Origin of the sequence: Achromobacter sp. NPDC058515, from assembly GCF_042721735.1 — a bacterium.
Lineage (GTDB): Bacteria > Pseudomonadota > Gammaproteobacteria > Burkholderiales > Burkholderiaceae_B > Achromobacter.
Window position 1 is genome coordinate 142,284 of sequence record NZ_JBHXNI010000002.1, and the last position, 22,100, is coordinate 164,383.

Genomic DNA, 22,100 nt, shown 5'->3' on the forward strand with positions numbered 1-22,100 from the left:
CACGTAAACGAACCACTGCTTGTTCCTACTGAGTTTCAAATGCGAAAACCCGTTTCCACTCCTTTGCCATATCCACGATTACCCAACCCTTTTGCGTTGCCTCGTCCAAGGCCTTGTCCAGGCGCCCGATCTTGGACTCGCGGTCGTAGGCCCATTCGCGCTTGGCGTCCGTGTGATGGACCAGGCCGGCAAAGCGCTTGCCGCTGCCCGCCGCCGTCCACTGCAGCATCTGCAGGTCGCCGTCCGAGTTGCCGAAGGCGAAGATGGGCTGGCGGCCGATGAACTTGTTGATGGACACCGGCTTGCCCGGGCCGTCGTCGTTGTAGTCCAGCTTGGGCGTGCGCATCAGCACCGGCTTGCCGTCCTGCATTTTGAATTCCGTGACGAAGGTGGTGCCGATGACCTGCTCGGGCGGAATGCCGTAGGCGTCCTGCGCCCAGGCGCGCATGAACTCCACTTCGCCGCCCGACACGATGTAGGTTTTGAAGCCGTTGCCGCGCAGGTAGTCCAGCAGTTCGCGCATGGGCGCGTAGATCAGGCTGGTGTAGAGCTGCTTGAAGCGGGGGTGCGTGGCGGTCTTGACCCACTGCCTGACCTCGTCCGTGAAGGCCTGGGTGGTCATGTTGGTGTGCGTGACTCCCACGATCTTCAAGAGGCCTTCGGTGCCGGCCGCCGCCAGCGCCTGGCGGTCGCCCTCGATGGCGGCCTTGTAGGGCTGCTCCTCTGCCCATTCCGGGTGCTGGGGCACCATCGCCTTCACCTGGTCCAGCGCGAAGATCAGCTGGAAGTACAGCGGCTGTTCGCTCCACAGCGTGCCGTCGTTGTCGAACACGGCAATGCGGTCCGCGGGCGCGACATAGTCCGGACCGCCCTCTTTCGTGACCGCCTCGACAAACTCCAGGATGGCTTGACGCGACGGCCCCTCGTTCCAGGACGGCAGCGGCGTCTGCGCGCCCGCCACGCTGGCCAGCATCAGGAGGATCAGGAAGGCGAGCCAGCGCCGGGCACGCAATAGCTGCACATGGTGGAATGACACGTTCATTGCCGATCTCCTGTAGGCGCGGAATGGCCGCCGCCGTCCGGCGCGGGGGGATTCAAAGGAAGCAGGCGGTACGCGCGGACCGGCGCGGCGGCTTGAAGGAACGCGCGCCGCCATTGCGGAACAGCCTGCCGCAAGCCGCGGAACCCCCGCGGCGCATCGGCTTGGGGCCCGTAGCAATCGCGCAGCGCATCCGCGCCCGCCTGCCGCAAGGCGGGGCTCAAGCCAGCTGTTGCCTGCGCCAGCGACACGGCGCGGCGGCTGCGGCGCAGCCACAGGTACAGGGCGTCCAGGCGATTGTCCGGGCGGGCCAGCTCCCGGCGCAGCGCCAGCGCGGCGTGGCGCTCCGAAGCCAGCCAGCGGCTGTGGCGCGCGGCCAGGCGCGCCAGCAGCCAGGCCCGCGCCCGGCGCCACCATGGCGCGCCCAGCCAGGCGACCAGCGCCGCCACGGTCGCCACGGCGGCCAGCGTCAGCCAGCCTCCCGGAATGCGCACCTGCACCTGGCGGCCCATGTCGCGAAGGTCCTGCTCCACCGAGAACGGCGCTTGGTAGGCGGCGCCGGCCCGGGCCTCGAAGCGCTGCGCCGGAAGGACCAGATGTTCTTCCTGGTTCGTCGCGACGTTCCACCAGCGGATATCCACCGCGGGCAGTTCGTAGGCGCCCGCGCGTTCCACCACGTAGTCGATGCGGTCCACTCGCTGCCCGCCCAGGAAGCCGCCGCGGCTGTCGGACAGCTGCGTCAGCACGGGTTCGGACGGATACCGCTTCAAGCCCGGCACGGCGGGCGTTGCGGGCGGCGGGATCAGCATGGCTTGCGCGCCCTGGGCCTGCTGCGTGATGACGCGGCTGACATGGTCGCCGACGGCGGGCGGCCGGGCGGAATACTGCACTTCCTGGGTGGCCTCGACCGAGGCCGCGGCCAGCACGCGGCCGGTCGTCGCGCCCGGCGGCCCGGCGGCGCGGACCTCCAGCGGCTGCGTTTGCGCGGCGAGCGGCGATGCGGACTGCCCGACCTGGGCGCTGACCCTGATGGCGGGAATGCGCAAGGCGCCCGCCGCCGCCGGACTCACCAGATACGCAAACCGCAGGCCGTTGTACGCCACGCCGTCTATCGTCGCGCGGATGATCGTGGCCTGGCCGGAAGGACCGGAGACGAGCGCGCCGGGTATATCCAGGGCGGGCAGTTCCGGCGGCTGGGTGAACCATGTGGAGGTCAGCACGTCGACCTGCAAGGCGCCTGTGGCGCCCACCATCAGGTCGCCGGGGGACGCCATGCGCGCCTCGACCCTCAGTTGGGGGCCCGGATCGGCGCCTTGCGCAGCGGCCGGCGCGGCGGACAAGGACAGCAGCAGCAACACCCAGCGCAGCGCGATTGACAGCCTATTCATGGGCGCGCTCCCGCCGCGGGCGCGGCCGTTTTCCTCGCGTCCTCGATGGCGAATTTCTGCTTCAGGAAGCCGCCTGGCGACAGGCTCAGGTTGCGCAGCCACACGTCGTCGGACGCGGCCTGGGCGACCGGCGCCTGCATCATCTTCCCTGCACCCTTCTTGTTGTCGAAGCTGACGTCGTCGGGCTGTTGCTGGTCGTCGTCCTCTTGCTCGCTTTCGATCGCGGCCTGCAGCCTGGCCACCAGGTCCCGGTTGAACCGCGCTTCGGGAAAGTCGGCGCGCAGGCGCAGGGCCTGGTCATAGGCGGCAAGGGACGCGTCGTACCTCCGCAGCCGGGCCTGCGTGTTGCCCAGGTAGAAGTAGCCCTCGGGGGTATCCAATCTGGCGAAGGCGCCCAGCGCGGCCTGGTAATCGCCCGCGTCGTACGCGGCGCGCCCCTTCCAGTACGGATCCTGGAAGCGCGCCGCCGCATCCGCAAAGCGCTTGTGCTCATAGGCCCAGCGGCCTTGCTGGTCCGGGGTGAAGAAGGCATCGGCCAGCGGGCCGGCGTTCGCCGTGGGCGGATAGACGCCCGCGCCCCAGGCCAGCAGCAAGCCGGCCGTCCAGTTCACGTTCCAGCCGCGCCGCAGGCCCAGCAGCGCCAGTAGGGCCAGCGGCCAGCACAGCCAGTAGCCGGCGTCCTTCCAGTTCAAGGGCTGGTCCTTGTCCTGCACCTCGCGGAAATGGCGCTGCGCATGCAGGGTGATCCAATCCAGGTCGTCCTCGTTCAGGCTCAGGCTGCCGAGCGGCGCGCGCGCGGCCTGGGCCAGCTGCTTCAAGCCCTGGGCGTCGAAGGCGCCCAGCAGCGGCTTGCCCTGCGCGTCCACTCTCGGCTGGCCGCGGGCGTCGCGCAAGACCCCGCCGTCGGCGGCGCCCGCCGCCCACACCAGGATCTGGAACGCATTGCCCTTGGCCAATTGCTCGATCTCTGGGAGCTGGCGCGCATCGGCGCCGTCCGTCGCCAGCAGCAAAGTGCCGCCGGCCTGGCCGTCCCGCAGCAGCGGCGCGGCCAGCGCGATGGCGCCCGCGGCGTCCTTGCCCGGGGTGGGAATCAGATCCGTGGACAGCGCCTGGATGAACATGTCCAGCAAGGCGGGATCGTCCGTGGGCGGCAGCACCAGATGCGCCGAACCCGCGTAGGCGATCAGGCCGGTCTTGGCCCCGGCGCGCCGCGCCAGCAGGTCGTGCAGCTTGTGCTTGACGGCGCCCAGGCGGCTGGGCGGGATGTCCGTGGCGTCCATCGACGGCGACAGGTCCACGGCTACGATCAGCGGAGCCTGGTTGTCCAGGAAGGCCGGACGATCCTGCTGCCAGGTCGGCCCCGCCGCCGCGATGCCGCCCACGGCCAGCAAGGCCGCCAGGGCATGGACGGGACGCGGGCCCCGGCTGCCCTGCGCATCCACGATCAGGTACGGCAGCAGCGCCGGCGCGATGCTGCTGCGCCAGCCCAGCCGGCCGCCTTCGGCCCGGCGCAGCCATAGCAGCAGCGCGGCCAGCGGAATCGCCAGCAGCCACCACGGGCGCAGGAAATGAAAGGCGCTCAGGTCGACTTCCATGCGCCCTCCTTCGGGTCCGCCGCCATCGGGCTCTCCGGTGTGTTCCGGCCGCCGCTCCACCGCCCGCGCAGGGCCGCGGCCAAATGCCAGGCCGCCGACAGCGCCACCGCCGCGCCCAGCGGCACCCAGAAAAAATCCTGCCTGGGCTGGTGCCGCAGCTCCCGCACCTCGTGGGGGGTGATCTGGTCCAGCGTGGCGTACACCTGCCGCAGCGACGCCTGGTCCTGCGCGGAGAAAAAACGTCCGCCGGTCTTGCCGGCGATCCGGCGCAGCGCATCGAAGTCGACCTTCTCTTCGCCTTGCGCCTGGGGGTCGCCGATGCCTATGGTGTGGACGACGATGTGGCGCGCGGCGGCCATCTCCGCGGCGCGATCCGGCGGAACGGCGCTGCCGGTGTCGTTGCCGTCCGTCAGCAGGATCAGGACCTTGTCGCGCTCGGCCGCGTGCTCGAACTGCTTGATCGCCACTCCGATGGCATCGCCGATGGCCGTGTTGGGGCCGGCCATGCGGGTGCTTACCTGGCCCAGCAGCAGGTTCAGGGCCGCGTGGTCCTGCGTCAGCGGCGCCTGCGGATAGGCGGCCGTTCCGAACACGATCAGGCCCAGGCGATCGTCCTTGCGGCGGGCGATGAAGTCCGACACCACGGACTTCACACCCGTGAGCCGGTCCTCGCGCTTGCCCGCGGGGTCGACGAAGTCCTCGGTCTCCATGGATTGGGAGATGTCCAGCGCCAGCAGCAGGTCGCGCACGGGCTGGCGGTGTTCAAGCGGCGGCTCGACGCGCTCCGGCCGGGCCAGCGCCACCACCAGCAGCGCCCACGCCAGCGCGTTCAGCGCCGTCTGCCAGCGGTCGCGGCGCACGCCGGGGCGCTGCGGCGACTGCCCCGCGCTGCGCGCCACCGACTCGAAGAAGGGAATGCGCAACGCGCCGCGGCGCTGCACATAGGGCGGCAGATAGCGGTAGGCCAGCCACCCCAGCGGCAGCAGCGCGAGCAGCCACGGATATTCAAGCCGCCACATGATGCCGCTCCATCCACTGCCGGCTTGCGGCGAAGAGCTGCTGCAGGCGCGCGGGCGCGATGGCCCGGACCGCTTCCGGCGGCGCATAGGCCAGCGCCCGCAGCATGGCGTCGGCGTCGGCGGGAAAATCGCCGCCGGTGCGCGCCATCCAGGCCGCCCATTGCGGACCGGCCAGCGCGCCCACCTCCGCCCGCGCCGTTTCGTCCACGGCCGACAGGCCGACGCGCTTGAGCAGGCCGGGCAGGTCCCGCGCGGCCAGCGGGTCGGATTGCGCGGCCAGGCGCATGGCCTCCAGGCGGCGCAGTGCTTCGCGGCGGTAGCGGTTGCGCCGGTGGCGGCGCACGAGGCGCCACGCGGTCCAGCCCGCCACCGCGGCCGCCAGCGCAAGCAGAACCAGCCAGCCCCAGGTCTGGGGCCAATAGCTCACCGGCTCGGGCAGCGGCAGTTGTCGAAGCTGGTCCACGGAGGGCAAGGCGTCCGCGCTCATCGGCGGCTCCCTGCCCCAGGCATCGCCGACTGGCGCCCCAGTTCGCGGCGCAGCTGCGCCACGGTGTCGTCCGCCGTGTCGATGGACAGGAGCGGCACGCGGCTGCGGCGCAGCATCTGGGCCACGTCATGCAGGCGCCCGGCAAAAAAATCCGCCAGCGGCTGGCGCACCTGCTGCCGGTCCGCCGCCAGTTCCACCTGCAGCTCGCCCTGCGTCACGACCAGCCGGCCATGCAGCGGCAAGCGCAGCGCCAGGGGGTCGTACACCAGCGTGGCGATTACGTCGTTGTGCGCGGCCACCGTGCGCAGGAGGCGCAGGGTCTGGTCGTCCGCGCCCGCGAAATCGCTGATCAGGCAGATCAGGCAATCGTGCGGCGCGTGCGCAAGCGCGCCCTCCAGCGCTTCGTTCAGGCGCTCCGAGGCGTCCACGTCGGGCTGGTCCGCGCTCATGGACTGGCTGCGCCGCGCAATGGCGGCGAACAGCGCCTGGATGCGTTCGCGGCTGCGCAAGGGGCGCACGCTGTCGATGCCGGCGTCGCTGAACACCAGCCCGCCGACCCGGTCGCCCGCCAGGAACGCCATCCAGGCGGACATGGCGGCCACCCGCGCCGCCACCACCGACTTGAAGCTGCGCACCGAGCCGAAGTACATGCCCATGCGCTGGTCCACCACCACCAGCACCGGACGGTCGCGCTCTTCGCTGTAGGTGCGGACATAGGGCTTGCCCAGCCGCTGCGAGGCGCGCCAGTCCAGCTGCCGCAAGTCGTCGCCGGGCAGGTAGCGGCGCAGCTCCTCGAAGTCCAGCCCGCGTCCGCGCAGGCGCGAGCCGTGCTGGCCGGCCAGGATGCTGTTGACCGGCTGCCGGCTGGAGAACCGCAGGCCGCGCGCCGCCGGCTCAAGCGCCATCAGGTCAGCGATGCGGACATGGACGTCGGGAGCAAGGGTGGCGGCTGGCATGGCGGTCTCAGACGGGGACGGCGACGGCGTCCAGCAGCTTGTCGATGACCTGGTCGGGCTGGATGCCGTCGGCGACCGCGTCATAGCTCAAGTGCAGGCGGTGCCGCAGCACGGGCTTGGCGGCGATGCGCACGTCGTCGGGCGAGGCGTAGTCCTGCCCCGCCAGCCAGGCGCGGGCGCGCGCCACCTTGTCCAGCGCGATGGCGCCGCGCGGGCTCGCGCCGACCTGGATCCAGCGCGCCAGATCGGCGTCGTAGGCGGCGGGATGGCGGGTGGCGTTGACCAGGTCGACCAGATAGCGGTCCAGCGCCTCCGACACATGCACGCGATTGATCTCATCCCGGCAGGCAAACAGGGCCTCCTGCGTCAGGCGGACCTCGGCGGGCGCGGCGTCCTGCCGCGACTCGCCGCGCACCAGCGCCAGCATGCGCGCTTCGCTGTCGGCGTCCGGATAGTCCAGCACGATCTTCATCAGGAAGCGGTCCATCTGCGCCTCGGGCAAGGGATAAGTGCCTTCCTGTTCGATGGGGTTCTGGGTGGCCAGCACCATGAAGAGCCCGGGCATGCGGTGGGTGGTTCCCGCCACCGTGATCTGGCGTTCCTCCATGGCCTCCAGCAGCGCGGCCTGCACCTTGGCCGGGGCGCGGTTGATCTCGTCGGCCAGGATCAGGTTGCCGAACAGCGGCCCTTGCTGGAACTGGATGCGGCTGTTGCCCTGCGCATCCTGCTGCAGCACCTCTGCGCCGGTGATGTCCGACGGCAGCAGGTCGGGCGTGAACTGGATGCGGCTCATGTCGGCCGCCAGATGCGCGGCCAGGGCCTTGACGGTGCGCGTCTTGGCCAGGCCGGGCAGGCTTTCCAGCAGGACGTGGCCGTCTGCCAGCAAGCCCAGCAGCACCTCGCGTATCACCCCATCCTGGCCGAGCACGGTTTGCGCCATGGCGCGTTCCAACTCCAGGATGCTGTCGCGGTTGACCATCGGCATTTCCTCTCCTGTGCCGCGGACGGAGGCTTCCGTCCGCCGGTGTGCGTCAGCGGCTGGCGACGCCACTCTTGCTGGTCTGGGCAAGCTTCCATTGCTGGCTCGTCATTACCGTGCGAAAGCCCAGATGCGACATGCCGTTCATGGGGTCCGTGCCGCGCCGGGCGCTGGTGCGGTAGCTGATGCAATAGGTGTCGCTGCACAGGAACGAACCGCCGCGGGTCACGCGCTTGGGCGCGCCGACCGGCACGATGCCGTCGTCGGGATCGAAGCTGTCGGCCGGCCCCGCGGGGTCCGCCGGCGGGCGGCGGTACTGGGCCTGGATCTTGAAGGCGTCGGCGCGGTACCAGTCCGACGTCCATTGCCATACGTTGCCCGCCATGTCGTACAGCCCATAGCCGTTCGGCGGGAAGCTGCCTACCGGCAGCGTGCCGACCTGCACCTTTTCGTCCTTCACGACCGGGAAAGGCTGCTTCTGCTGGGTATCCCAGATGTTGGCCATGGCCTTGCCCTGGGGCTGCAGTTCCTCGCCCCAGGTATAGGTGGCCTGCTCCAGGCCGCCGCGCGCCGCCATCTCCCATTCGGTTTCGGTGGGCAGGCGCTTGCCGGCCCATTTGGCGTAGGCCTTCGCGTCCTCGTACGAGACCTGCACGACGGGATGGTCGTCCTTGCCCGCGATGGAGCTGCCCGGGCCTTGCGGATGGCGCCAGTTCGCGCCGGCCACGTAGCGCCACCAGCGCGAGTAGTCCCGCAGCGAGACTTCGGAGGCGGTGCCGACGAACACCATGGCGCCCGGCACCAGCAGGCCGTCGTCCGGGCGCGGCGTGCCGGGCGGCAGCTGCACCTTCAGGTCTTCCCACCTGGGCTTCTGTTCGGCGGTGGTGACGTAGCTCGTCGCCTCGACGAAGCGGCGGAACTGCGCGTTCGTCACGTCGTTCACGTCCATCCAGAAACCGCTGACCGATACCTTGTGCGCCGGCATCTCATTGGGCTGCGCCAGCTTGTGGCTGCTGCCCATGAGGAACTCGCGTCCCGGCACCCAGGCCATGCCGGGCGGCCCGCTCTTGCCGTCGCCCAGCACCACCTTCACCGGTTGCGGTCCGGCGTCCTCGCCCAGAACCAGGTAGGCCGCGCTGGCGGCCACGCCGAGCGCCACCCCGCCCAACAGCAATGCGCCGACCAGGCGCGCCTTGGATTGTGCTTGCTTCGCCATATCAGTCACCCGATATCAAGAAAATCGAACAGACCGCTGTCCGGCGCGGCGCGCGGACAGCCCGTGTGTCAATCCCGCTCAGAACACCAGCGTCGCGGTGCCCATGAACGTGCTGTTGCTGTCCAGCCTGTTGGTGCTGCTGATCGTGGGCACCCAGCGCAGGCTCAGCGAAAGCGAACGTTCGTTCGCCAGCTTCCTGTCGTAGGTCACGATCGGACCCAGCGCCCAGTCCCGCCCCTTGAAGCCGTTGAGCCGGTCGGCCGTGGGCCCCTTGTCGTCGCCCAGCTGCTGGATGGTGCCCAGGATCAGGCCCGCGGCGACACCGTTGCCGAAGGTCTTGCGCCCCATCACGTCCATGCTGAAGATGGGCGCGTTGCGGTAATCGGTGGCGTTGTTGCGCGTGTAGAACTGCACGCCTGCCACGGTGTCGAGCTGAAAGCCCGCGTCCGGGAAGATCTTGGTGTAGGCCGCCTGCGGAATGAAGGTCCAGTTGTTCAGGCTGGGGTTCGCCATGTCATTGGCGTTGTACTTGCCGGTAGGGGCCCAGATATTCAGGCTGAGCGCCATGTGCGAGGTTTCGGAAAAATGGTAGCCGGCGATGATGGGCGAGAAATAGATGTCGAACAGGTTGGACGCGGTGTCGCTTTCGCCCGCCTGCCGTCCGCCCGGCCCGGTCACCGTGGAGTTCACTTTCGTCCACACGTAGGGCAAGGTGAAGCTGGACGCGAAGTTCCAGCGCCCTGTTCCGGTGTCCCAGGTCTTGAGCACCGTGGCCAGCGTGAACGCCACTTTGCCGTCCAGCCCCAGCGAAGTCCGGCCGCCGACGGGGACCTCGCGGCTGCCGCCGATGTTGCCGTCCAGATAGATCTGCGCAAAGTTGACCGCCCAGATGGGCTCCGGCGAAACAATGCCCGCGTTGGGCTGCACATTGGTGCCGGTGATCTGGCGGCCCAGCGCTCCTTCGGTGGCCCAGGCAGCGCCGGGCGCCGCCAGCAGCGCCGCGGCCAGCCATGGAACAAATGTGTTGCGCCTGGAATCGCGGCGCGAGCCTATCGACATCATTGCTTCCCTCAAACCCTAATGGCGCCAGTGCGGTCAATGGCCGAACGTGATGTTCAATCCGGCGAACAGCGTGAATTGCGGCAGGCCTTCGCCCTTGTGCGCCACCGTCCATTGCGGCTCGGCGAACGCGTTGAAGATGTTCTTGCCTACGCGCCACGCCTTGCCCGCGCCCAGGCCGACGGGTATGTAGTAGTTGCTGCGCTGCAGGTCGAAAGTCCAGGTGCCGGTGGAGCGCAGGTACCAGCCCTACGGCAGGTTGCGGATCAGGAAAGGCTGCAGCGTGGCGGTGTGCACGGTGTCGCGCTGGCTCTGCCCCGCAAAGGAATGCTGCCACTCGACCAGCGCGCCCAGGAGGCCTTCCTTGCTGCTGTGCACCGCCACGCCGGCCAGGCCGGCGGACCATTTCCCGGCGCCCAGTTCGCTGCTGGTGGCGGTGGGCATGGTCAGCATCGGCCCCACGCCCACATCCACCGCGCCCTGCTTCAACAAAAATATGTCGAACACGTTGATGTCGCCCAGGCCGGTCTTGTAGCCGCCGTCGGCCTGCGGCCGGGTGCTGATGGGCGCGGTCACGCGGAGTATCTGCGGCACGCCCACGAGGTCGCCAGGCGCGATGGGAATCGTCGGGCGAATCAGAAAATCGTTGGTATGCGCGTTGCTGCCGAACAGCTTCGGCGTGTAGTAATTCTGGAAATTCAATGAGGCCGCCAGATTCAGCGGGTTATTGCTTTTGTTGGCGTCGTCCGCCGATTGCGCTTGAACGCCCGCCGATAAACACAGCGGCGCCCCAACTACCAGCCGCGCCGCGATCCATTTCCTGCCGTTACGCTTTCTCGCTGACTTCGTACCGCCCATGCGTTGCACTCCAACAAGGAATAACAAAATGCAAAGACCTGCCGTCGTGCCGAGTATCTATTCGTAATTATTAATGCGGTAAGCAATAAAGGAATATCTGCTGCAATCTTCGCACACAGGTGCTGTTTTGCCAAAGCATCGCGTCGCGATGAATATTCGCGCGTTGTTCCCTCTGTGGCGGGTCCGATTTTCCGGTTCTCGTGTTGCAAAAAAACAGCGGGAATACCGAATGGGTATTCCCGCTGCGAATAATGTGCCTATCCCGAATTAGCCGGACTGCACGGCCTCCTGCCGGATCGGGCGCGCATGCACCTGATCGATGCGCAGGCCGTCGCGCCGGGTCACTTCAAAACCCCAGTCGCGCAGCAGGACCGTGTCGCCCGCGTCCGGAATCCGGCCGCCGGCGCGCAGCAGGCACCCGGCCAGCGTCGCGTCCGGATAGTCGTCCGCCAGGGCCGGCGCCTCCAGCAGGCGCGCCGCCTCGTCCACGGACAGGCGCCCCTCCAGCAACCAGGAACCGTCCGACAGCTGCAAGGCCTCGGGCTGGTCTTCGCTGTGTTCGGGCAGATCGCCGGCCACCGCCGTCAGTACATCCATGGGCGTGACCAGGCCTTCGCAGACGCCATGCTCGTCCACGACGATCAGCATGTGGTCGCGCGAGGCGCGCAGCTCGTCCAGCACCTTCAGCACCGGCGTGGTCTCCATGACGTAGCGCGGCTCGCGCGCCAGTTCCACCAGGTCGATGGGGCCGGGGTTTTGCAGCAGGGGCAGCACGTCCTTGAAGTGCAGCACGCCCAGCACGTTGGCCGCGTCGCCCGCGCACAGCGGCAGGCGCGAGTGGCCGCTGGAGAACTTGCGGACGATGGCGTCGGGCGTGTCGGCCACGTCCAGCCAGATCATGCCGCCGCGCGGCACCATGATGGACCGGACGTCGCGCATGCCGATCGACAGCACGCGCTCGATCATCGAGCTTTCCTCGGGCGCGAAGGCGGGTCCGTCGCCCACGCCGTCCACCAGGGCCACCACTTCATCCACTTGCGGCCCGGCCTGGCCGGCGCGGCCACCGCGCAGCAGCCGCAACACCGCCTGCGCGGTGCGCTGGCGGCGGCCCAGCGCATGGGTGCCGCGGGCGCGGTTGCGGCGGGCAAGCTGGTTGCACAGTTCGATCAGGATCGAGAAGCCGATGGCGGCATACAGGTAGCCCTTGGGCACATGGAACCCCAGGCCTTCGGCCACCAGGCTGAAACCGATCATCAACAGCAAGCCCAGGCACAGGATCACGACCGTGGGGTGGCGGCCCACGAAGGCCATCAGCGGGCGGCTGGCCAGCATCATGACGGCCATCGCCAGGACCACGGCGATCATCATGATGCTCAGGTCCTGCACCATGCCCACGGCGGTGATGACCGAGTCCAGCGAGAACACCGCGTCCAGCACCACGATCTGCAGGATCACCTGCCAGAACACGGCATGCTGCGGCTTCTGGCCGGACTCCTGGCTGGCGCTGCCCTCCACGCGTTCGTGCAGCTCCATCGTGCCCTTGAAGAGCAGGAACATGCCGCCCAGGATCAGGATCAGGTCGCGGCCTGAAATCTCCGCGCCCAGCACGGTAAAGAGCGGCGCCGTCAGCGTCACCACCCACGCGATGCTGGCCAGCAGGCCCAGGCGCATGACCAGCGCCAGCGTCAGGCCGATGAGGCGCGCGCGGTTGCGCTGTTCGGGCGGCAGCTTGTCCGCCAGGATGGCGATGAACACCAGGTTGTCGATGCCCAGCACAATCTCAAGCACGACCAGGGTCGCCAGGCCGAGCCAGGCGGTGGGGTCGGACATCCAATCGAAAATCATCAGGTTTCCACGGAAAACGTGAGCGGGCGCGCAGGTGCGCGGCGCAGGAAAGAAGGGAATGCGTCGGGCGCGCGGGCCGGGCGTGGCGGACGGGCGCGGGTCAGCCTGGCGGCCGGCGGCGGAGCGCGGCAGCCCGGGCGCGGCGTGGCCGCGATGGCGCTGAGGGAAACGGCGGGCAGGCGGAGCGCCTTTGCCGCGGCAATACTGGAAGGGGGCATCGGGCGCCGGCGAGGTTGCGGCGCCCTGCTACTAGGGGGTGGGTCTACGGTCATAGTTGGCGGATGGGTCCGGCTGCCGGGGCAGCAATGGGTCGGAGCACCCGCCGTGCTCTCTTTCTTACGGGAAACTGAATAATACCTGAAACCGGTTCTGGCGCGATCCGGACGAACCCGCACACGGCGCGCCCTTGGCTCCCTGCGTATCGGCGCCGGCATCGTCTTGCCGCGAACCTATTACGCGAGTCCGCCGCCCAAGGCCAAGCGAATTTTTTCTTGGTGTTTACCCTAGGCCGCCGCTATACTCGCCGCACTTTCAAACTTCAAGAGATCAATGTGGACAACGACGGATGTAGTCGCAACACGACTGCAAGCGCCGCTTGACGCAGGATCCGCGGTAGTTTTCCGCGCCGGTCCTGCCTAAAGCCAGGACCCGGCTATCCGGCGCCGTTCCCGACTCCGGTCGGGACACGGGCCGCCAGCCCTCTCCCCCTACTGCTTACCGGCGCGATGCGCGGGCCTTCTTGCGCCCGTGTCCGGCCGGCATGGCGGCGCATGCATGTGGACCTTCCACCGTACTCCCCCAGGAGACGACCATGCACATCAAGCAAATCTTTCCGGCCGCGCCTAAGCCGGCCGCGCCTAAGCCGGCCGCGCCTCTCTATCACTTCACCATCGTCAGCGTCAGCGGCACGCTGAACGCCATGCGCAAGCAGCTCTACTACGAGCTGCAGGACCTGGGCCTGCGCGTGCAGGCCGTGCGCATCTCGCGCGCGGAATCCGGCGAGCTGGCGTCCACCGTCGTCACGCTGCATTGCCCGCCGGACCTGCGCGGGCGGCTCGGCGCCGTCGCGCTGCGCCTGGGCCAGAGCCCGGACGTGCGGCGGGTGTATTGGGCAAACGACAACGGCGCGGCCCTGGCCGTGCTGCCGGCCTGACGCCGGCGCTACCCGCAATGCAGTAAAGAGAGAGCAGTCATGAAGAACTTCGAGAACATCCAAACCCTTGCCCTGGCCAATACGCTGGTCAGCCTGCTGACGGCTTTCGTGCTGGGCGCCATCGTGGGCTTTGAACGCCAGTTCCGGCAGCGCACGGCCGGGCTGCGCACCAATGTGCTGGTGGCGGTGGGCGCGGCCATCTTCGTGGACATGGCGTTCCGCGTGGGCGGCGCGGACGGCGGCGCGCGCGTCATTTCCTATGTGGTGTCGGGCGTCGGGTTCCTGGGCGCCGGGGCCATCATGCGCGAAGGCGGCAGCATCCGCGGCCTGAACACGGCGGCCACGCTGTGGGGGTCCGCCGCCATCGGCGCGTGCGCGGGCGCATCGCTGATGCTGGAGGCCGTCGCCGCGACCGCCTTCGTGCTGGCGGCCAACACCTTGCTGCGCCCGGTGGTCAGCTACGTCAACCGCCAGCCGGTCGACGCCCAGACCACCGAGGTCACGACGGTGATACACGTCATCGCGAATGTGGAGCAGCGCCAGGCCGCCATGAACGTGCTGGAAGACGTGCTGGACGCCGAGCAGCTGCCCCTGTCGGAACTGAAGATCGACCAGTTCGGCGAGAACGAGGTGGAGATCGAGGCGGCCTTGAGCGAAGCGTCGGTGGACGAGCTGGACCTGGACCGCGTGACGGCGAGCATCGCCGCCTCGCCCGCCGTGCGCACCGCGTTCTGGGCCGCGCGCACGGTATAGATTTTCGCGCGGCGTCCCGGGACGCTGGCGCGGAAACGATTTAGAATGGGCGCCGATCATGCGCAGCCGCCCTTCTTCCTTGACCTGCAACGCCGCGAGCCTCTGGCTCGTGCTGGCCTTGTTCGTGTTGAAGGCGATGGTGCCGCAGGGCTTCATGCCCGCGACCCAGCAAAGCGGCACGCTGATCCAGCTTTGTTCGGCGGCCGGCCCGATCTGGGTGGCGGGCCCCGCCAAGCCGGACAGCGCGCCCGACGAGCGCCACGCGGCGCAGGCCGCAAGCTGCCCGATGGGCGCGGCGCTTGCCGCGGTGTCGCTGCCGCCTTCGCCTGTGCTGCTCGCCGCGGCGGCCTCCATCATGGCGCACCCCTTGGCCGCCCGGGCGCCGCCCCGCGTGGCCGACGGCTCCGTTTCCGGCGCGCCATTAGGCGCCCGCGCCCCGCCCTCTCTTCCGGTATTGCGCTAGACATCGCGCCGCCTGCGCGCGGCAATTCTTAGCTTACCGAGAGTACTCATGCCTTCCATTTCCGCCAGGACGCGCCGCGTCCTGAAGCGGCGCGCGGCCATCTGGACCGCGCTCGCCTTCACGCCCGCGCTGCATGCGCAACCGGCGCCCGTCGCCACCCTGCCCAGCATCTCCGTATCGGGCGACGCCCCGCCCCTCACGCTGCTGGAGACCGCCGCCACCGGCACCTTGCTGGGCCTGACCCCGTTCGAGACGCCTGCAAGCATCGAAATCATCAGCAACGAGCAACTGCGCGAGCGCGGCGCCGTGACCGTTACCGACGCCATCACGCAAGCCGCCGGCATCAGCGCCATGCGCCATCCGGGCAACGGCGGGTCGTCGCTGTCGTCGCGCGGCTTCACCGATTCCAATTCCATCGCGCAGCTCTACGATGGCGTGCGCCAGTACGGCGGCGTCGGCCAGACTTTCATCTATGACCCGTGGGCCGTGGACCGCATCGAAGTGCTGCGCGGCCCCGCTTCGGTGCTGTATGGCGAAGGCGCCATCGGCGGCGTGGTCAACGTGATCCCCAAGAAGCCCACGCGCGGGCCGATCGAAAACGAGATCCAGGCCACGGTGGGCACCCACGACACGCAGCGGCTGGGCTTCGGCAGCGGCGGCGCGCTGGATGAAAAATGGTCGTACCGGCTGGACGTCAGCGGCAACCACACCGATTCGGGCATCAGCCTGGGCGATTCTCGCGACGCCGCCATCACCGCGGCGCTGCGGCTGGATGTGTCGCCCGAGCTGAACTTCACGCTGACGCAGGCCTTGGCCTGGCAGGAGCCCACGCGCTACTTCGGCACGCCGCTAAGGGACGGGACGATGGACTACGGCCTGCGCCACCAGAACTACAACGTGGCCGACAGCAAGATCATCTACCGCGACAGCCGCAGCGAACTGAAGGCGGAGTGGTCGCCCAACGCTTCCACCCAGGTCAGGAGCCGCGTGTACTACATTGGCAGCGACCGCGACTACCGCAACGCGGAGAACTACGCCTGGACCTCCGCCTCGATGATCGAGCGCAGCGGCTATACCGACATCCGCCACGACCAGGAGCAGGCCGGCGCCATCACCGACGCCACCTTCGACGGCCATCTACTGGGCCTGGCGAACAAGGTGGCGGTGGGCTTTGAGCTGAACCGGGCCTCGCTCAAGCACACCAACAATTCGCCCTACGCCGGGACCTCGCTGGTGGACCCGTGGGACCCGGACCACGGACGCTTCATCAACGTGGCCGGCACCACTCCGCGCTACCGCAATACCGCCAGCCAGTACGCGCTCTTCGCCGAAGACCGCCTGATGCTGACGCCCCGGTGGTCGCTGCTGGCCGGGCTGCGCTACGACCACATCGACCTGAAGCGGCGCGACCTGGTGAGCGACCAGACGGCCTACCGGACCACGTTCAACAACGTGGGCTGGCGGGTCGGCACGGTCTACGACGTATTGCCCACGCTGTCCGTCTATGGCCAGTACGCGCAGGCCGCCGATCCGATCGGCAGCCTGCTGCTGCTGTCGCCGGCCAACAAGAACTTCGAGCTCTCCAAGGGCAAGCAGATCGAGGTGGGCGTGAAGCAGGTGTTCTGGGACAACAAGGGCCAGTGGACGTTCGCGGCCTATCACATCCGGAAAGACAACCTGGTGACACGCGACCCGAACGATCCCGCGCTGCGCATCCAGGTGGGCGAGCAGTCCTCGCGCGGCGTGGAGGCCACCTTGAGCGTCGAGCTGACGCCGGCGTGGCGCGTGGACCTGAACGCGGTGGCGCTGCGCGCCCGCTATGACGACTTCAGCGAATCGGTCAACGGGACCAGCGTGTCGCGCAGCGGCAATGTTCCCACCGACGTGCCCGAACGCGTGGCCAATGCCTGGGTGAGCTGGAAGTTCGCGCCCCAGTGGACCGCCAGCGCGGGCGTGCGCTATGTGGGCAAGCGCTACGCCGACGCCGCCAACCGGATCGAGATGGCGGGCTACACCACCACCAACCTGGCCCTGCAATGGGAGGCGCGCCGCGACCTGAGCCTGGCCCTGCGCGCCTTCAACGTGTTCGACCGGCAGTACGCCGAGACCGCCTACTACAACCAGACGCAATGGCTGCTGGGCGAAGGCCGGCGCGTGGAACTGAGCGCCAACTACCGGTTCTGAGGCGTCGGGGGCTGACGAAGGCCAGGATCGGAATACAAGGGGCTCAGGCCGCCAGCCGGGTGGCGACGGCGGCCGGGTCCCAGCGCCGGCCCGGAACCGCGGCCAGCAATGCCTGGGTATAGGGATGGACGGGATTGCCGAAGACCTCGGCGCAGACGCCCTCTTCCACGACCCGCCCGTCCTTCATGACGGCGATGTGGTCGCAGACCTGGGCCGCGACCCGCAGGTCGTGCGTGATGAAGACGATGGACAGGCCGAGTTGTTCGCGCAACCGCGCCAGCAGCGCCAGCACCTGCGCCTGCACCGAGACGTCCAGCGCGGACACCGGCTCGTCGGCGATCAGCACCCGCGGCTGCATGGCCAGCGCCCGCGCCAGGCCCACGCGCTGGCGCTGGCCGCCCGAGAATTCGTGCGGATAGCGGCGCACGGCGTCGGGCGACAGGCCGACCAGTTCAAACAATTCCTGCGCGCGCGCCAGCGCCTCGCGCCGCGGCGTGCCATGCACGATCGGGCCCTGGGCCACGATCTCGCCCACGCGCTGGCGCGGATTCAAGGAGCCGTACGGGTCCTGGAACACCATCTGCACGCGCTTGGCGTGGGCGCGCCGGGCGGCCGCGCCCTTGAAGGCCAGCGGTTCGCCGGCCAGCGTGATGGCGCCGCCGTCGGGGGTCAGCAGGCCCAGCAAGGTGCGCGCCAAGGTGGATTTTCCCGAGCCGCTTTCGCCCACGATGCCCAGTGTGCCGCCTTCCTGCAGGGTCAGCGTCACGCCGTCGACCGCATGGGTGACCCGGCCCGGCCGTCCGAACCAGCCGCGCTTGCGGTAGGTCTTGGACAGGGCCTGCGTGGTCAGGATGGCCGGCGCGTCCGGGTTCAGCGTGGCCCGCGCCGGCGCGGGCGCCAGCGGCGGCACCGCGGCGATCAGCACGCGCGTATACGGATGGCGCGGATGCTCCAGCACCTGGTCCGCCGTGCCGCTCTCCACAAGCTCGCCGCGCTGCATCACGGCCACGCGGTCGGCGATCTCGGCCACCACGCCGAAGTCGTGGGTGATGAACAGCACGGCCGTGCCCTTGCGTCGCTGCAGGTCGTGGATCAGGTGCAGGATCTGCGCCTGGGTCGTGACGTCCAGCGCGGTGGTGGGCTCGTCGGCGATCAGCAGCGCGGGCTCCAACGCCAGCGCCATGGCGATCATGGCCCGCTGGCGCTGTCCGCCGGACAGTTCGTGCGGATAGGCGCCCAGCGCCTGCGCGGGGTCGGGCAGGCGCACCGAGTCCAGCAGGCCCAGGGTGCGCTTCCTGATGTCGGCGCGGGACAGGCGCGTGTGCGTGCGGAATACCTCGCCGATCTGGTCGCCGATGGTGCGCAAGGGGTTCAGCGCCGTCATCGGCTCCTGGAAAATCATGCCGATGCGCTGGCCGCGCAGGCGACGCAAGGCGTCGGGCGCGAGCTTGAGCAGATCCTGCCCTTCCCACAGCACCTGTCCGGCGCTGGCGCGCACGCCCTGCGGCAGCAGGCCCAGGACCGCGCCGGCGGTCAGCGACTTGCCCGAGCCGCTTTCGCCCACCACGCACAGGATCTCGCCCGGGTTCACGGACAGCGACAGGTTCTTGAGCGCGTGCGGCCGGTCGGCGCCCGGCGGCAGGTCCACGGTGAGGTTTTCGATGCGGAGCAGTTCGGTCATGAGCGTTTCAGCCTGGGGTTGAGTGCGTCGTTCACCCCCTGCCCGACCAGCGAAATCGCCAGGACGGTCAGCAGGATGGCAATGCCGGGAATGGCGGATACGTACCATTGCACCCGGATCACCCCTCGGCCGCCGCCGATGAGATTGCCCCAGGACGGCACGTTGGGGTCCGACAGGTTCAGAAAGGCCAGCGCGCTTTCCAGCAGGATGGCCGTGGCCATGATGACGCTGGCGTAGACGATCACGGGCGGCAAGGCGTTGGGCAGGATCTCGCGAAAGATGAGGCGCAGGTCGCCCATGCCCAGGGCCCTGCCGGCCTGGACGAACTCGCGGGTCTTGAGCGTGAGGAACTCCGAACGGGTCAGCCGCGCGACGGGCGGCCAGGACACCAGGCCGATCGCCAGCACCACCGTGCGCAGGTCGGAGCCGAACACCGCCACCAGCACCAGCAGCAAGAGGAAGTTCGGCAGGATCTGGAACGCTTCGGTCACGCGCATCAGCAGGTCGTCGGCCAGGCCGCCGTAGTAGCCCGCCACCGAACCCAGCGCGACGCCGATCAGCACCGACACCAGCGTGGCCGCCAGGCCGATGGCCAGCGTGACGCGGGCGCCATGCAGGACCTGCGCGGCGATGTCGCGCCCGACCTGGTCCGTGCCCAGCAGGAAGCGGGCGTTGTCGCCCGGCCATTGCAGCGGCCTGCCGGCCAGGCTGAGCGGGTTCTTCGGATACCACAGGCCCGCGCCCAGCGCGGCCGCGCACACGGCCACGAGCAGCAGCAGGCCCAGCACGGCGACCGGGCTGCGGAAGTAGCGGCGTATCGTCTCCATGCGCTCAGCTCCGGGCGATGCGGGGGTCGAGCCGCGCATACAGCAGGTCGACCACGAAATTGATGGCGATGACCAGCAGCGCGGACACGAACACGATGCCCAGCAAGGTGTTCAGGTCGCGCTGCACCACCGATTCATAGGCCAGCCGGCCCAGCCCCGGCAAGGCGAAGACGCTTTCCACCACGACCGAGCCGCCCAGCATCGTGCCGGCCTGCAGGCCCAGCAGGGTCACCATGGGCAGCAGCGCGTTGCGCAGGATATGGCGCGCAACCACCGCCGTCTCGCGCAGGCCCTTGGCGCGCGCGGTGCGGATGAAGTCGTGCGAGGCCACCTCCAGCATCGATGCGCGCATGATGCGCAGGTAGGTGGCCAGGAAAATCAGCGCGAGCGTGGCGGTGGGCAGGATCAGGTGCCAGGCGATGTCGAGGATGCGCGCCAGGCCCGTGTAGCCGGACGCGATGGTTTCAAAGCCGCCGGCGGGCACCCAGTCCAGCCACACGGCGAAGACGAAGATCCCCATCAGGCCGAACCAGAACGAGGGCGTGGCGCAGAACACCAGGCCCAGGGTAGAGATCAGCCCGTCGGCCCAGCCGTTGACGCGGCGCGCGGCGATCACGCCCAGCGCCATGCCGCCGGCGAAGGCGAACGACAGCGCCGACCCCATCAGCAGCAAGGTGGCCGGCAGGCGTTCTGCGATCACCGCCGCCACGGGCTTGCCGTAGATGGCGGAGTAGCCCAGGTCCAGGTGCGCCAGCCGCCACAGGTAGCTGCCCAGGCGCGAACTGGTGGATTCGTCCAGCTGGTAATGGGCGCGCAGCGATGCGATGGTGGCCGCATCGGCGCCGCCGATCTGCGCAACCAGCGCGTCCACCGTGTCGCCCGGCGCCAATTGCAGCAGCAGGAACAGGCCCGCCAGGATGATCAGCAGCGCGGGCGCCGCGGCCATCAGCCGCCGCGCCGCGAGGGTCAGGAAACGCATGCCGCCGTCCTAGGCCGACAGCCAGGCGTCGTGCCAGTCGCTGGACGGCCACCGCGCATTGTTGTGGCCGTTCTGCAGCTTGCGGCTGGCGACGGAATAGAACTGCCTTTCGGTCGCCATCCAGATGGGCAGCTCCTCGTTGACGGCCGCTACCCAGTCCGCGTACAGCGCGCGGCGGCGCGCGGGATCGATCTCGGAGGCCGCGTCGTCGATCAGCTTGTCCACCTTGTCCGACTGCCAGCCGTACTGGTTGGTCCAGGGCGCGCCCGCCGGGCTGCCCGAGCGGTACCAGACGGTGGTGGACACCGCCGGGTCGCCGCGGTACTGGTGCCAGCCGGTGGCGATGTCGAAGCTGTGCTCTTTATAGACGGACGCCAGCGCGCCGGCGATGTCGTACTGCACGATCTCCACCTTGATGCCCACGGCCTCCAGCGATTGCTGGATGAAGGTGGCCAGGAGCGGCACGTCCTCGCCGTTCTGGATGGGAACGAGCTTCAGCGTGAAGCGCACGCCGCCAGCGCCCCGCTTGTAGCCGGCCTCGTCCAGCAGCGCCTCGGCGCGCTTGGCGTCAAACGGATACGGCGGCTTGCTGCCCGCCGGGAAGAAGGTCTCGGACGAGGACGGAATGGGGCCGGTCGCGGGCTTGCCCAGTCCGTAGAGGAAGTTCTCGATGAAGAATTCGATGTCGATGGCGTGCACGATGGCGCGGCGCACCCGCACGTCGGCCAGTTCCTTGCGGCGGAAGTTGAATTCCAGCGTGTTGTTGAACACGTTGGCCTCCAGCCCCTTGCTGCGCACCTCGAATTGCGGGTTTTTCTTCAGGCGGTCCAGGTCGGCCAGGGTGAGCTGCGAATAGGCGCTCAACTGCAGCTGGCCCGTTTCCAGCGCCGCGGTGGCGGCCGACTTGTCGGTGACGATGCGCCAGACCACGCGGTCCAGATAGGGCTCGCCGCGGCGCCAGTAGTCGGGATTGCGCTCGGCGATGATGAACTGGCCGCGCTGGTATTGGACGAACTTGAACGGGCCCGTGCCCACGGGCGCGGTGTTGGCCGGGTTCTCCAGCACGTCCGTGCCCTCGTACAGATGGCGCGGCACGACGTAGCCCAGGTCGGCCAGCGCGCGCAGCAGCAGGTCCAGCGGCATCGGCCGGCTGTAGCGAAATACCGCCGTGTGGGCGTCGGGCGTATCGACGGCCTGCAGGTAGAGCTGCAGGGCCGTGCCGAAATTCAGGTGCTTCTTCCACAGCTCCAGCGCGTTGTACTGCACGTCGGCCGAGGTGAATGGCTTGCCGTCGTGCCAGGAAACGCCCTCGCGCAGCTTGAACGTGATGGTCTTGCCGTCCGGATCGGCGGTCCAGGACGTGGCCAGCTGCGCGACCGGCTTGCCGGCGGCGTCCAGGTCCACCAGGGATTCAATGATCTTGCTGGTGACGATGTATACGCCGGTGGACGCGCGCAAGGCCGGATTCAGGATGCGCTGCTCGGAACCCAGGTGCACGTTCAGCACGCCGCCATGGCGGGGCGCGGCGCTCTGGGCGAACAGCGACGTGGGGAAAGCCGTCGAGGCGGCAAGCGCCCCGGAAGACAACAGGAACTGGCGGCGGCTGGTGCGCATCTTCG

Annotated in this window: 19 protein-coding genes; 4 read left to right on the top strand and 15 right to left on the bottom strand. The window is 68.9% G+C overall.

Features of this window, described 5'->3' with window-relative positions:
• Window positions 1–25: 25 nt before the first annotated feature.
• The 11 genes from ACFWP0_RS03945 to ACFWP0_RS03995 form a co-directional block, all read right to left on the bottom strand.
• On the bottom strand, window positions 26–1,042 hold the full coding sequence (locus tag ACFWP0_RS03945) for an HAD family hydrolase (protein ID WP_377839836.1): 1,017 nt from the start codon (window positions 1,040–1,042) through the stop codon (window positions 26–28).
• Window positions 1,039–2,427 carry a hypothetical protein gene (locus tag ACFWP0_RS03950; protein ID WP_377839837.1) on the bottom strand — a complete coding sequence of 463 codons (1,389 nt, stop codon included), beginning with the start codon at window positions 2,425–2,427 and terminating at the stop codon, window positions 1,039–1,041. The genes ACFWP0_RS03945 and ACFWP0_RS03950 overlap by 4 nt, the downstream gene beginning before the upstream one ends.
• Complete coding sequence (locus ACFWP0_RS03955) at window positions 2,424–4,022, bottom strand: VWA domain-containing protein (RefSeq protein ID WP_377839839.1); 1,599 nt, start codon at window positions 4,020–4,022, stop codon at window positions 2,424–2,426. The genes ACFWP0_RS03950 and ACFWP0_RS03955 overlap by 4 nt, the downstream gene beginning before the upstream one ends.
• Entirely contained in the window at window positions 4,007–5,041 is a 1,035-nt protein-coding gene (locus ACFWP0_RS03960; RefSeq protein WP_377839840.1) for a vWA domain-containing protein, read from the bottom strand. Before ACFWP0_RS03960 ends, ACFWP0_RS03955 begins: the two co-directional genes overlap by 16 nt.
• Window positions 5,028–5,528, bottom strand: coding sequence for a DUF4381 domain-containing protein (locus tag ACFWP0_RS03965; protein WP_377839841.1), 501 nt, complete (start codon window positions 5,526–5,528; stop codon window positions 5,028–5,030). The genes ACFWP0_RS03960 and ACFWP0_RS03965 overlap by 14 nt, the downstream gene beginning before the upstream one ends.
• Window positions 5,525–6,484, bottom strand: a complete 960-nt coding sequence (locus ACFWP0_RS03970; RefSeq protein ID WP_377839842.1) for a DUF58 domain-containing protein — start codon at window positions 6,482–6,484, stop codon at window positions 5,525–5,527. Before ACFWP0_RS03970 ends, ACFWP0_RS03965 begins: the two co-directional genes overlap by 4 nt.
• Window positions 6,485–6,491: 7 nt before the next feature.
• A complete protein-coding gene (locus tag ACFWP0_RS03975) occupies window positions 6,492–7,463 on the bottom strand; it encodes an AAA family ATPase (RefSeq protein WP_377840462.1) in 972 nt (323 codons plus the stop codon).
• A gap of 52 nt (window positions 7,464–7,515) precedes the next feature.
• Complete coding sequence (locus ACFWP0_RS03980) at window positions 7,516–8,679, bottom strand: formylglycine-generating enzyme family protein (RefSeq protein ID WP_377839844.1); 1,164 nt, start codon at window positions 8,677–8,679, stop codon at window positions 7,516–7,518.
• 78 nt (window positions 8,680–8,757) lie between these two features.
• Window positions 8,758–9,738 carry a transporter gene (locus tag ACFWP0_RS03985; protein ID WP_377840463.1) on the bottom strand — a complete coding sequence of 327 codons (981 nt, stop codon included), beginning with the start codon at window positions 9,736–9,738 and terminating at the stop codon, window positions 8,758–8,760.
• Window positions 9,739–9,987: 249 nt separating this feature from the next.
• A complete protein-coding gene (locus tag ACFWP0_RS03990; protein WP_377839845.1) occupies window positions 9,988–10,440 on the bottom strand; it encodes a hypothetical protein in 453 nt (150 codons plus the stop codon).
• Between the two features lie 423 nt (window positions 10,441–10,863).
• Window positions 10,864–12,441 carry a TerC family protein gene (locus ACFWP0_RS03995; RefSeq protein ID WP_377839846.1) on the bottom strand — a complete coding sequence of 526 codons (1,578 nt, stop codon included), beginning with the start codon at window positions 12,439–12,441 and terminating at the stop codon, window positions 10,864–10,866.
• An 811-nt stretch (window positions 12,442–13,252) separates the two neighbouring features.
• Between ACFWP0_RS03995 and ACFWP0_RS04000 the strand changes: the two genes are divergently transcribed.
• From ACFWP0_RS04000 to ACFWP0_RS04015, 4 genes are read left to right on the top strand one after another with little or no spacing between them, the layout of a single operon-like run.
• Window positions 13,253–13,594, top strand: coding sequence for a hypothetical protein (locus ACFWP0_RS04000; RefSeq protein WP_377839848.1), 342 nt, complete (start codon window positions 13,253–13,255; stop codon window positions 13,592–13,594).
• Window positions 13,595–13,633: 39 nt separating this feature from the next.
• Window positions 13,634–14,347: an MgtC/SapB family protein gene (locus ACFWP0_RS04005; RefSeq protein WP_377839849.1), complete on the top strand. Its 714-nt coding sequence runs from the start codon at window positions 13,634–13,636 to the stop codon at window positions 14,345–14,347.
• 58 nt (window positions 14,348–14,405) lie between these two features.
• Window positions 14,406–14,810, top strand: a complete 405-nt coding sequence (locus ACFWP0_RS04010; RefSeq protein ID WP_377839851.1) for a DUF2946 domain-containing protein — start codon at window positions 14,406–14,408, stop codon at window positions 14,808–14,810.
• Window positions 14,811–14,858: 48 nt separating this feature from the next.
• Entirely contained in the window at window positions 14,859–16,994 is a 2,136-nt protein-coding gene (locus ACFWP0_RS04015) for a TonB-dependent receptor (protein ID WP_377839852.1), read from the top strand.
• Between the two features lie 43 nt (window positions 16,995–17,037).
• Here ACFWP0_RS04015 and ACFWP0_RS04020 read toward each other — a convergent pair whose 3' ends face one another.
• From ACFWP0_RS04020 to ACFWP0_RS04035, 4 genes are read right to left on the bottom strand one after another with little or no spacing between them, the layout of a single operon-like run.
• Window positions 17,038–18,675 (bottom strand): ABC transporter ATP-binding protein, encoded by a 1,638-nt coding sequence (locus ACFWP0_RS04020; RefSeq protein ID WP_377839854.1) that lies wholly within the window; start codon window positions 18,673–18,675, stop codon window positions 17,038–17,040.
• The gene (locus ACFWP0_RS04025) at window positions 18,672–19,502 is read right to left on the bottom strand and encodes an ABC transporter permease (RefSeq protein ID WP_377839855.1); all 831 of its coding nucleotides are present in this window, start codon (window positions 19,500–19,502) and stop codon (window positions 18,672–18,674) included. Before ACFWP0_RS04025 ends, ACFWP0_RS04020 begins: the two co-directional genes overlap by 4 nt.
• Before the next feature lie 4 nt (window positions 19,503–19,506).
• On the bottom strand, window positions 19,507–20,481 hold the full coding sequence (locus ACFWP0_RS04030) for an ABC transporter permease (RefSeq protein WP_377839856.1): 975 nt from the start codon (window positions 20,479–20,481) through the stop codon (window positions 19,507–19,509).
• 9 nt (window positions 20,482–20,490) lie between these two features.
• Window positions 20,491–22,095, bottom strand: coding sequence for an ABC transporter substrate-binding protein (locus ACFWP0_RS04035; RefSeq protein ID WP_377839858.1), 1,605 nt, complete (start codon window positions 22,093–22,095; stop codon window positions 20,491–20,493).
• Window positions 22,096–22,100 lie beyond the last annotated feature (5 nt).

What these genes read in the sequence shown, in the direction of transcription:
- ACFWP0_RS03945 (WP_377839836.1), bottom strand. Translation starts at nt 1,042, where the DNA reads ATGAACGTGTCATTCCACCATGTGCAGCTATTGCGTGCCCGGCGCTGG.
- ACFWP0_RS03950 (WP_377839837.1), bottom strand. Translation starts at nt 2,427, where the DNA reads ATGAATAGGCTGTCAATCGCGCTGCGCTGGGTGTTGCTGCTGCTGTCC.
- ACFWP0_RS03955 (WP_377839839.1), bottom strand. Translation starts at nt 4,022, where the DNA reads ATGGAAGTCGACCTGAGCGCCTTTCATTTCCTGCGCCCGTGGTGGCTG.
- ACFWP0_RS03960 (WP_377839840.1), bottom strand. Translation starts at nt 5,041, where the DNA reads ATGTGGCGGCTTGAATATCCGTGGCTGCTCGCGCTGCTGCCGCTGGGG.
- ACFWP0_RS03965 (WP_377839841.1), bottom strand. Translation starts at nt 5,528, where the DNA reads ATGAGCGCGGACGCCTTGCCCTCCGTGGACCAGCTTCGACAACTGCCG.
- ACFWP0_RS03970 (WP_377839842.1), bottom strand. Translation starts at nt 6,484, where the DNA reads ATGCCAGCCGCCACCCTTGCTCCCGACGTCCATGTCCGCATCGCTGAC.
- ACFWP0_RS03975 (WP_377840462.1), bottom strand. Translation starts at nt 7,463, where the DNA reads ATGGTCAACCGCGACAGCATCCTGGAGTTGGAACGCGCCATGGCGCAA.
- ACFWP0_RS03980 (WP_377839844.1), bottom strand. Translation starts at nt 8,679, where the DNA reads ATGGCGAAGCAAGCACAATCCAAGGCGCGCCTGGTCGGCGCATTGCTG.
- ACFWP0_RS03985 (WP_377840463.1), bottom strand. Translation starts at nt 9,738, where the DNA reads ATGTCGATAGGCTCGCGCCGCGATTCCAGGCGCAACACATTTGTTCCA.
- ACFWP0_RS03995 (WP_377839846.1), bottom strand. Translation starts at nt 12,441, where the DNA reads ATGATTTTCGATTGGATGTCCGACCCCACCGCCTGGCTCGGCCTGGCG.
- ACFWP0_RS04000 (WP_377839848.1), top strand. Translation starts at nt 13,253, where the DNA reads ATGCACATCAAGCAAATCTTTCCGGCCGCGCCTAAGCCGGCCGCGCCT.
- ACFWP0_RS04005 (WP_377839849.1), top strand. Translation starts at nt 13,634, where the DNA reads ATGAAGAACTTCGAGAACATCCAAACCCTTGCCCTGGCCAATACGCTG.
- ACFWP0_RS04010 (WP_377839851.1), top strand. Translation starts at nt 14,406, where the DNA reads ATGCGCAGCCGCCCTTCTTCCTTGACCTGCAACGCCGCGAGCCTCTGG.
- ACFWP0_RS04015 (WP_377839852.1), top strand. Translation starts at nt 14,859, where the DNA reads ATGCCTTCCATTTCCGCCAGGACGCGCCGCGTCCTGAAGCGGCGCGCG.
- ACFWP0_RS04020 (WP_377839854.1), bottom strand. Translation starts at nt 18,675, where the DNA reads ATGACCGAACTGCTCCGCATCGAAAACCTCACCGTGGACCTGCCGCCG.
- ACFWP0_RS04025 (WP_377839855.1), bottom strand. Translation starts at nt 19,502, where the DNA reads ATGGAGACGATACGCCGCTACTTCCGCAGCCCGGTCGCCGTGCTGGGC.
- ACFWP0_RS04030 (WP_377839856.1), bottom strand. Translation starts at nt 20,481, where the DNA reads ATGCGTTTCCTGACCCTCGCGGCGCGGCGGCTGATGGCCGCGGCGCCC.
- ACFWP0_RS04035 (WP_377839858.1), bottom strand. Translation starts at nt 22,095, where the DNA reads ATGCGCACCAGCCGCCGCCAGTTCCTGTTGTCTTCCGGGGCGCTTGCC.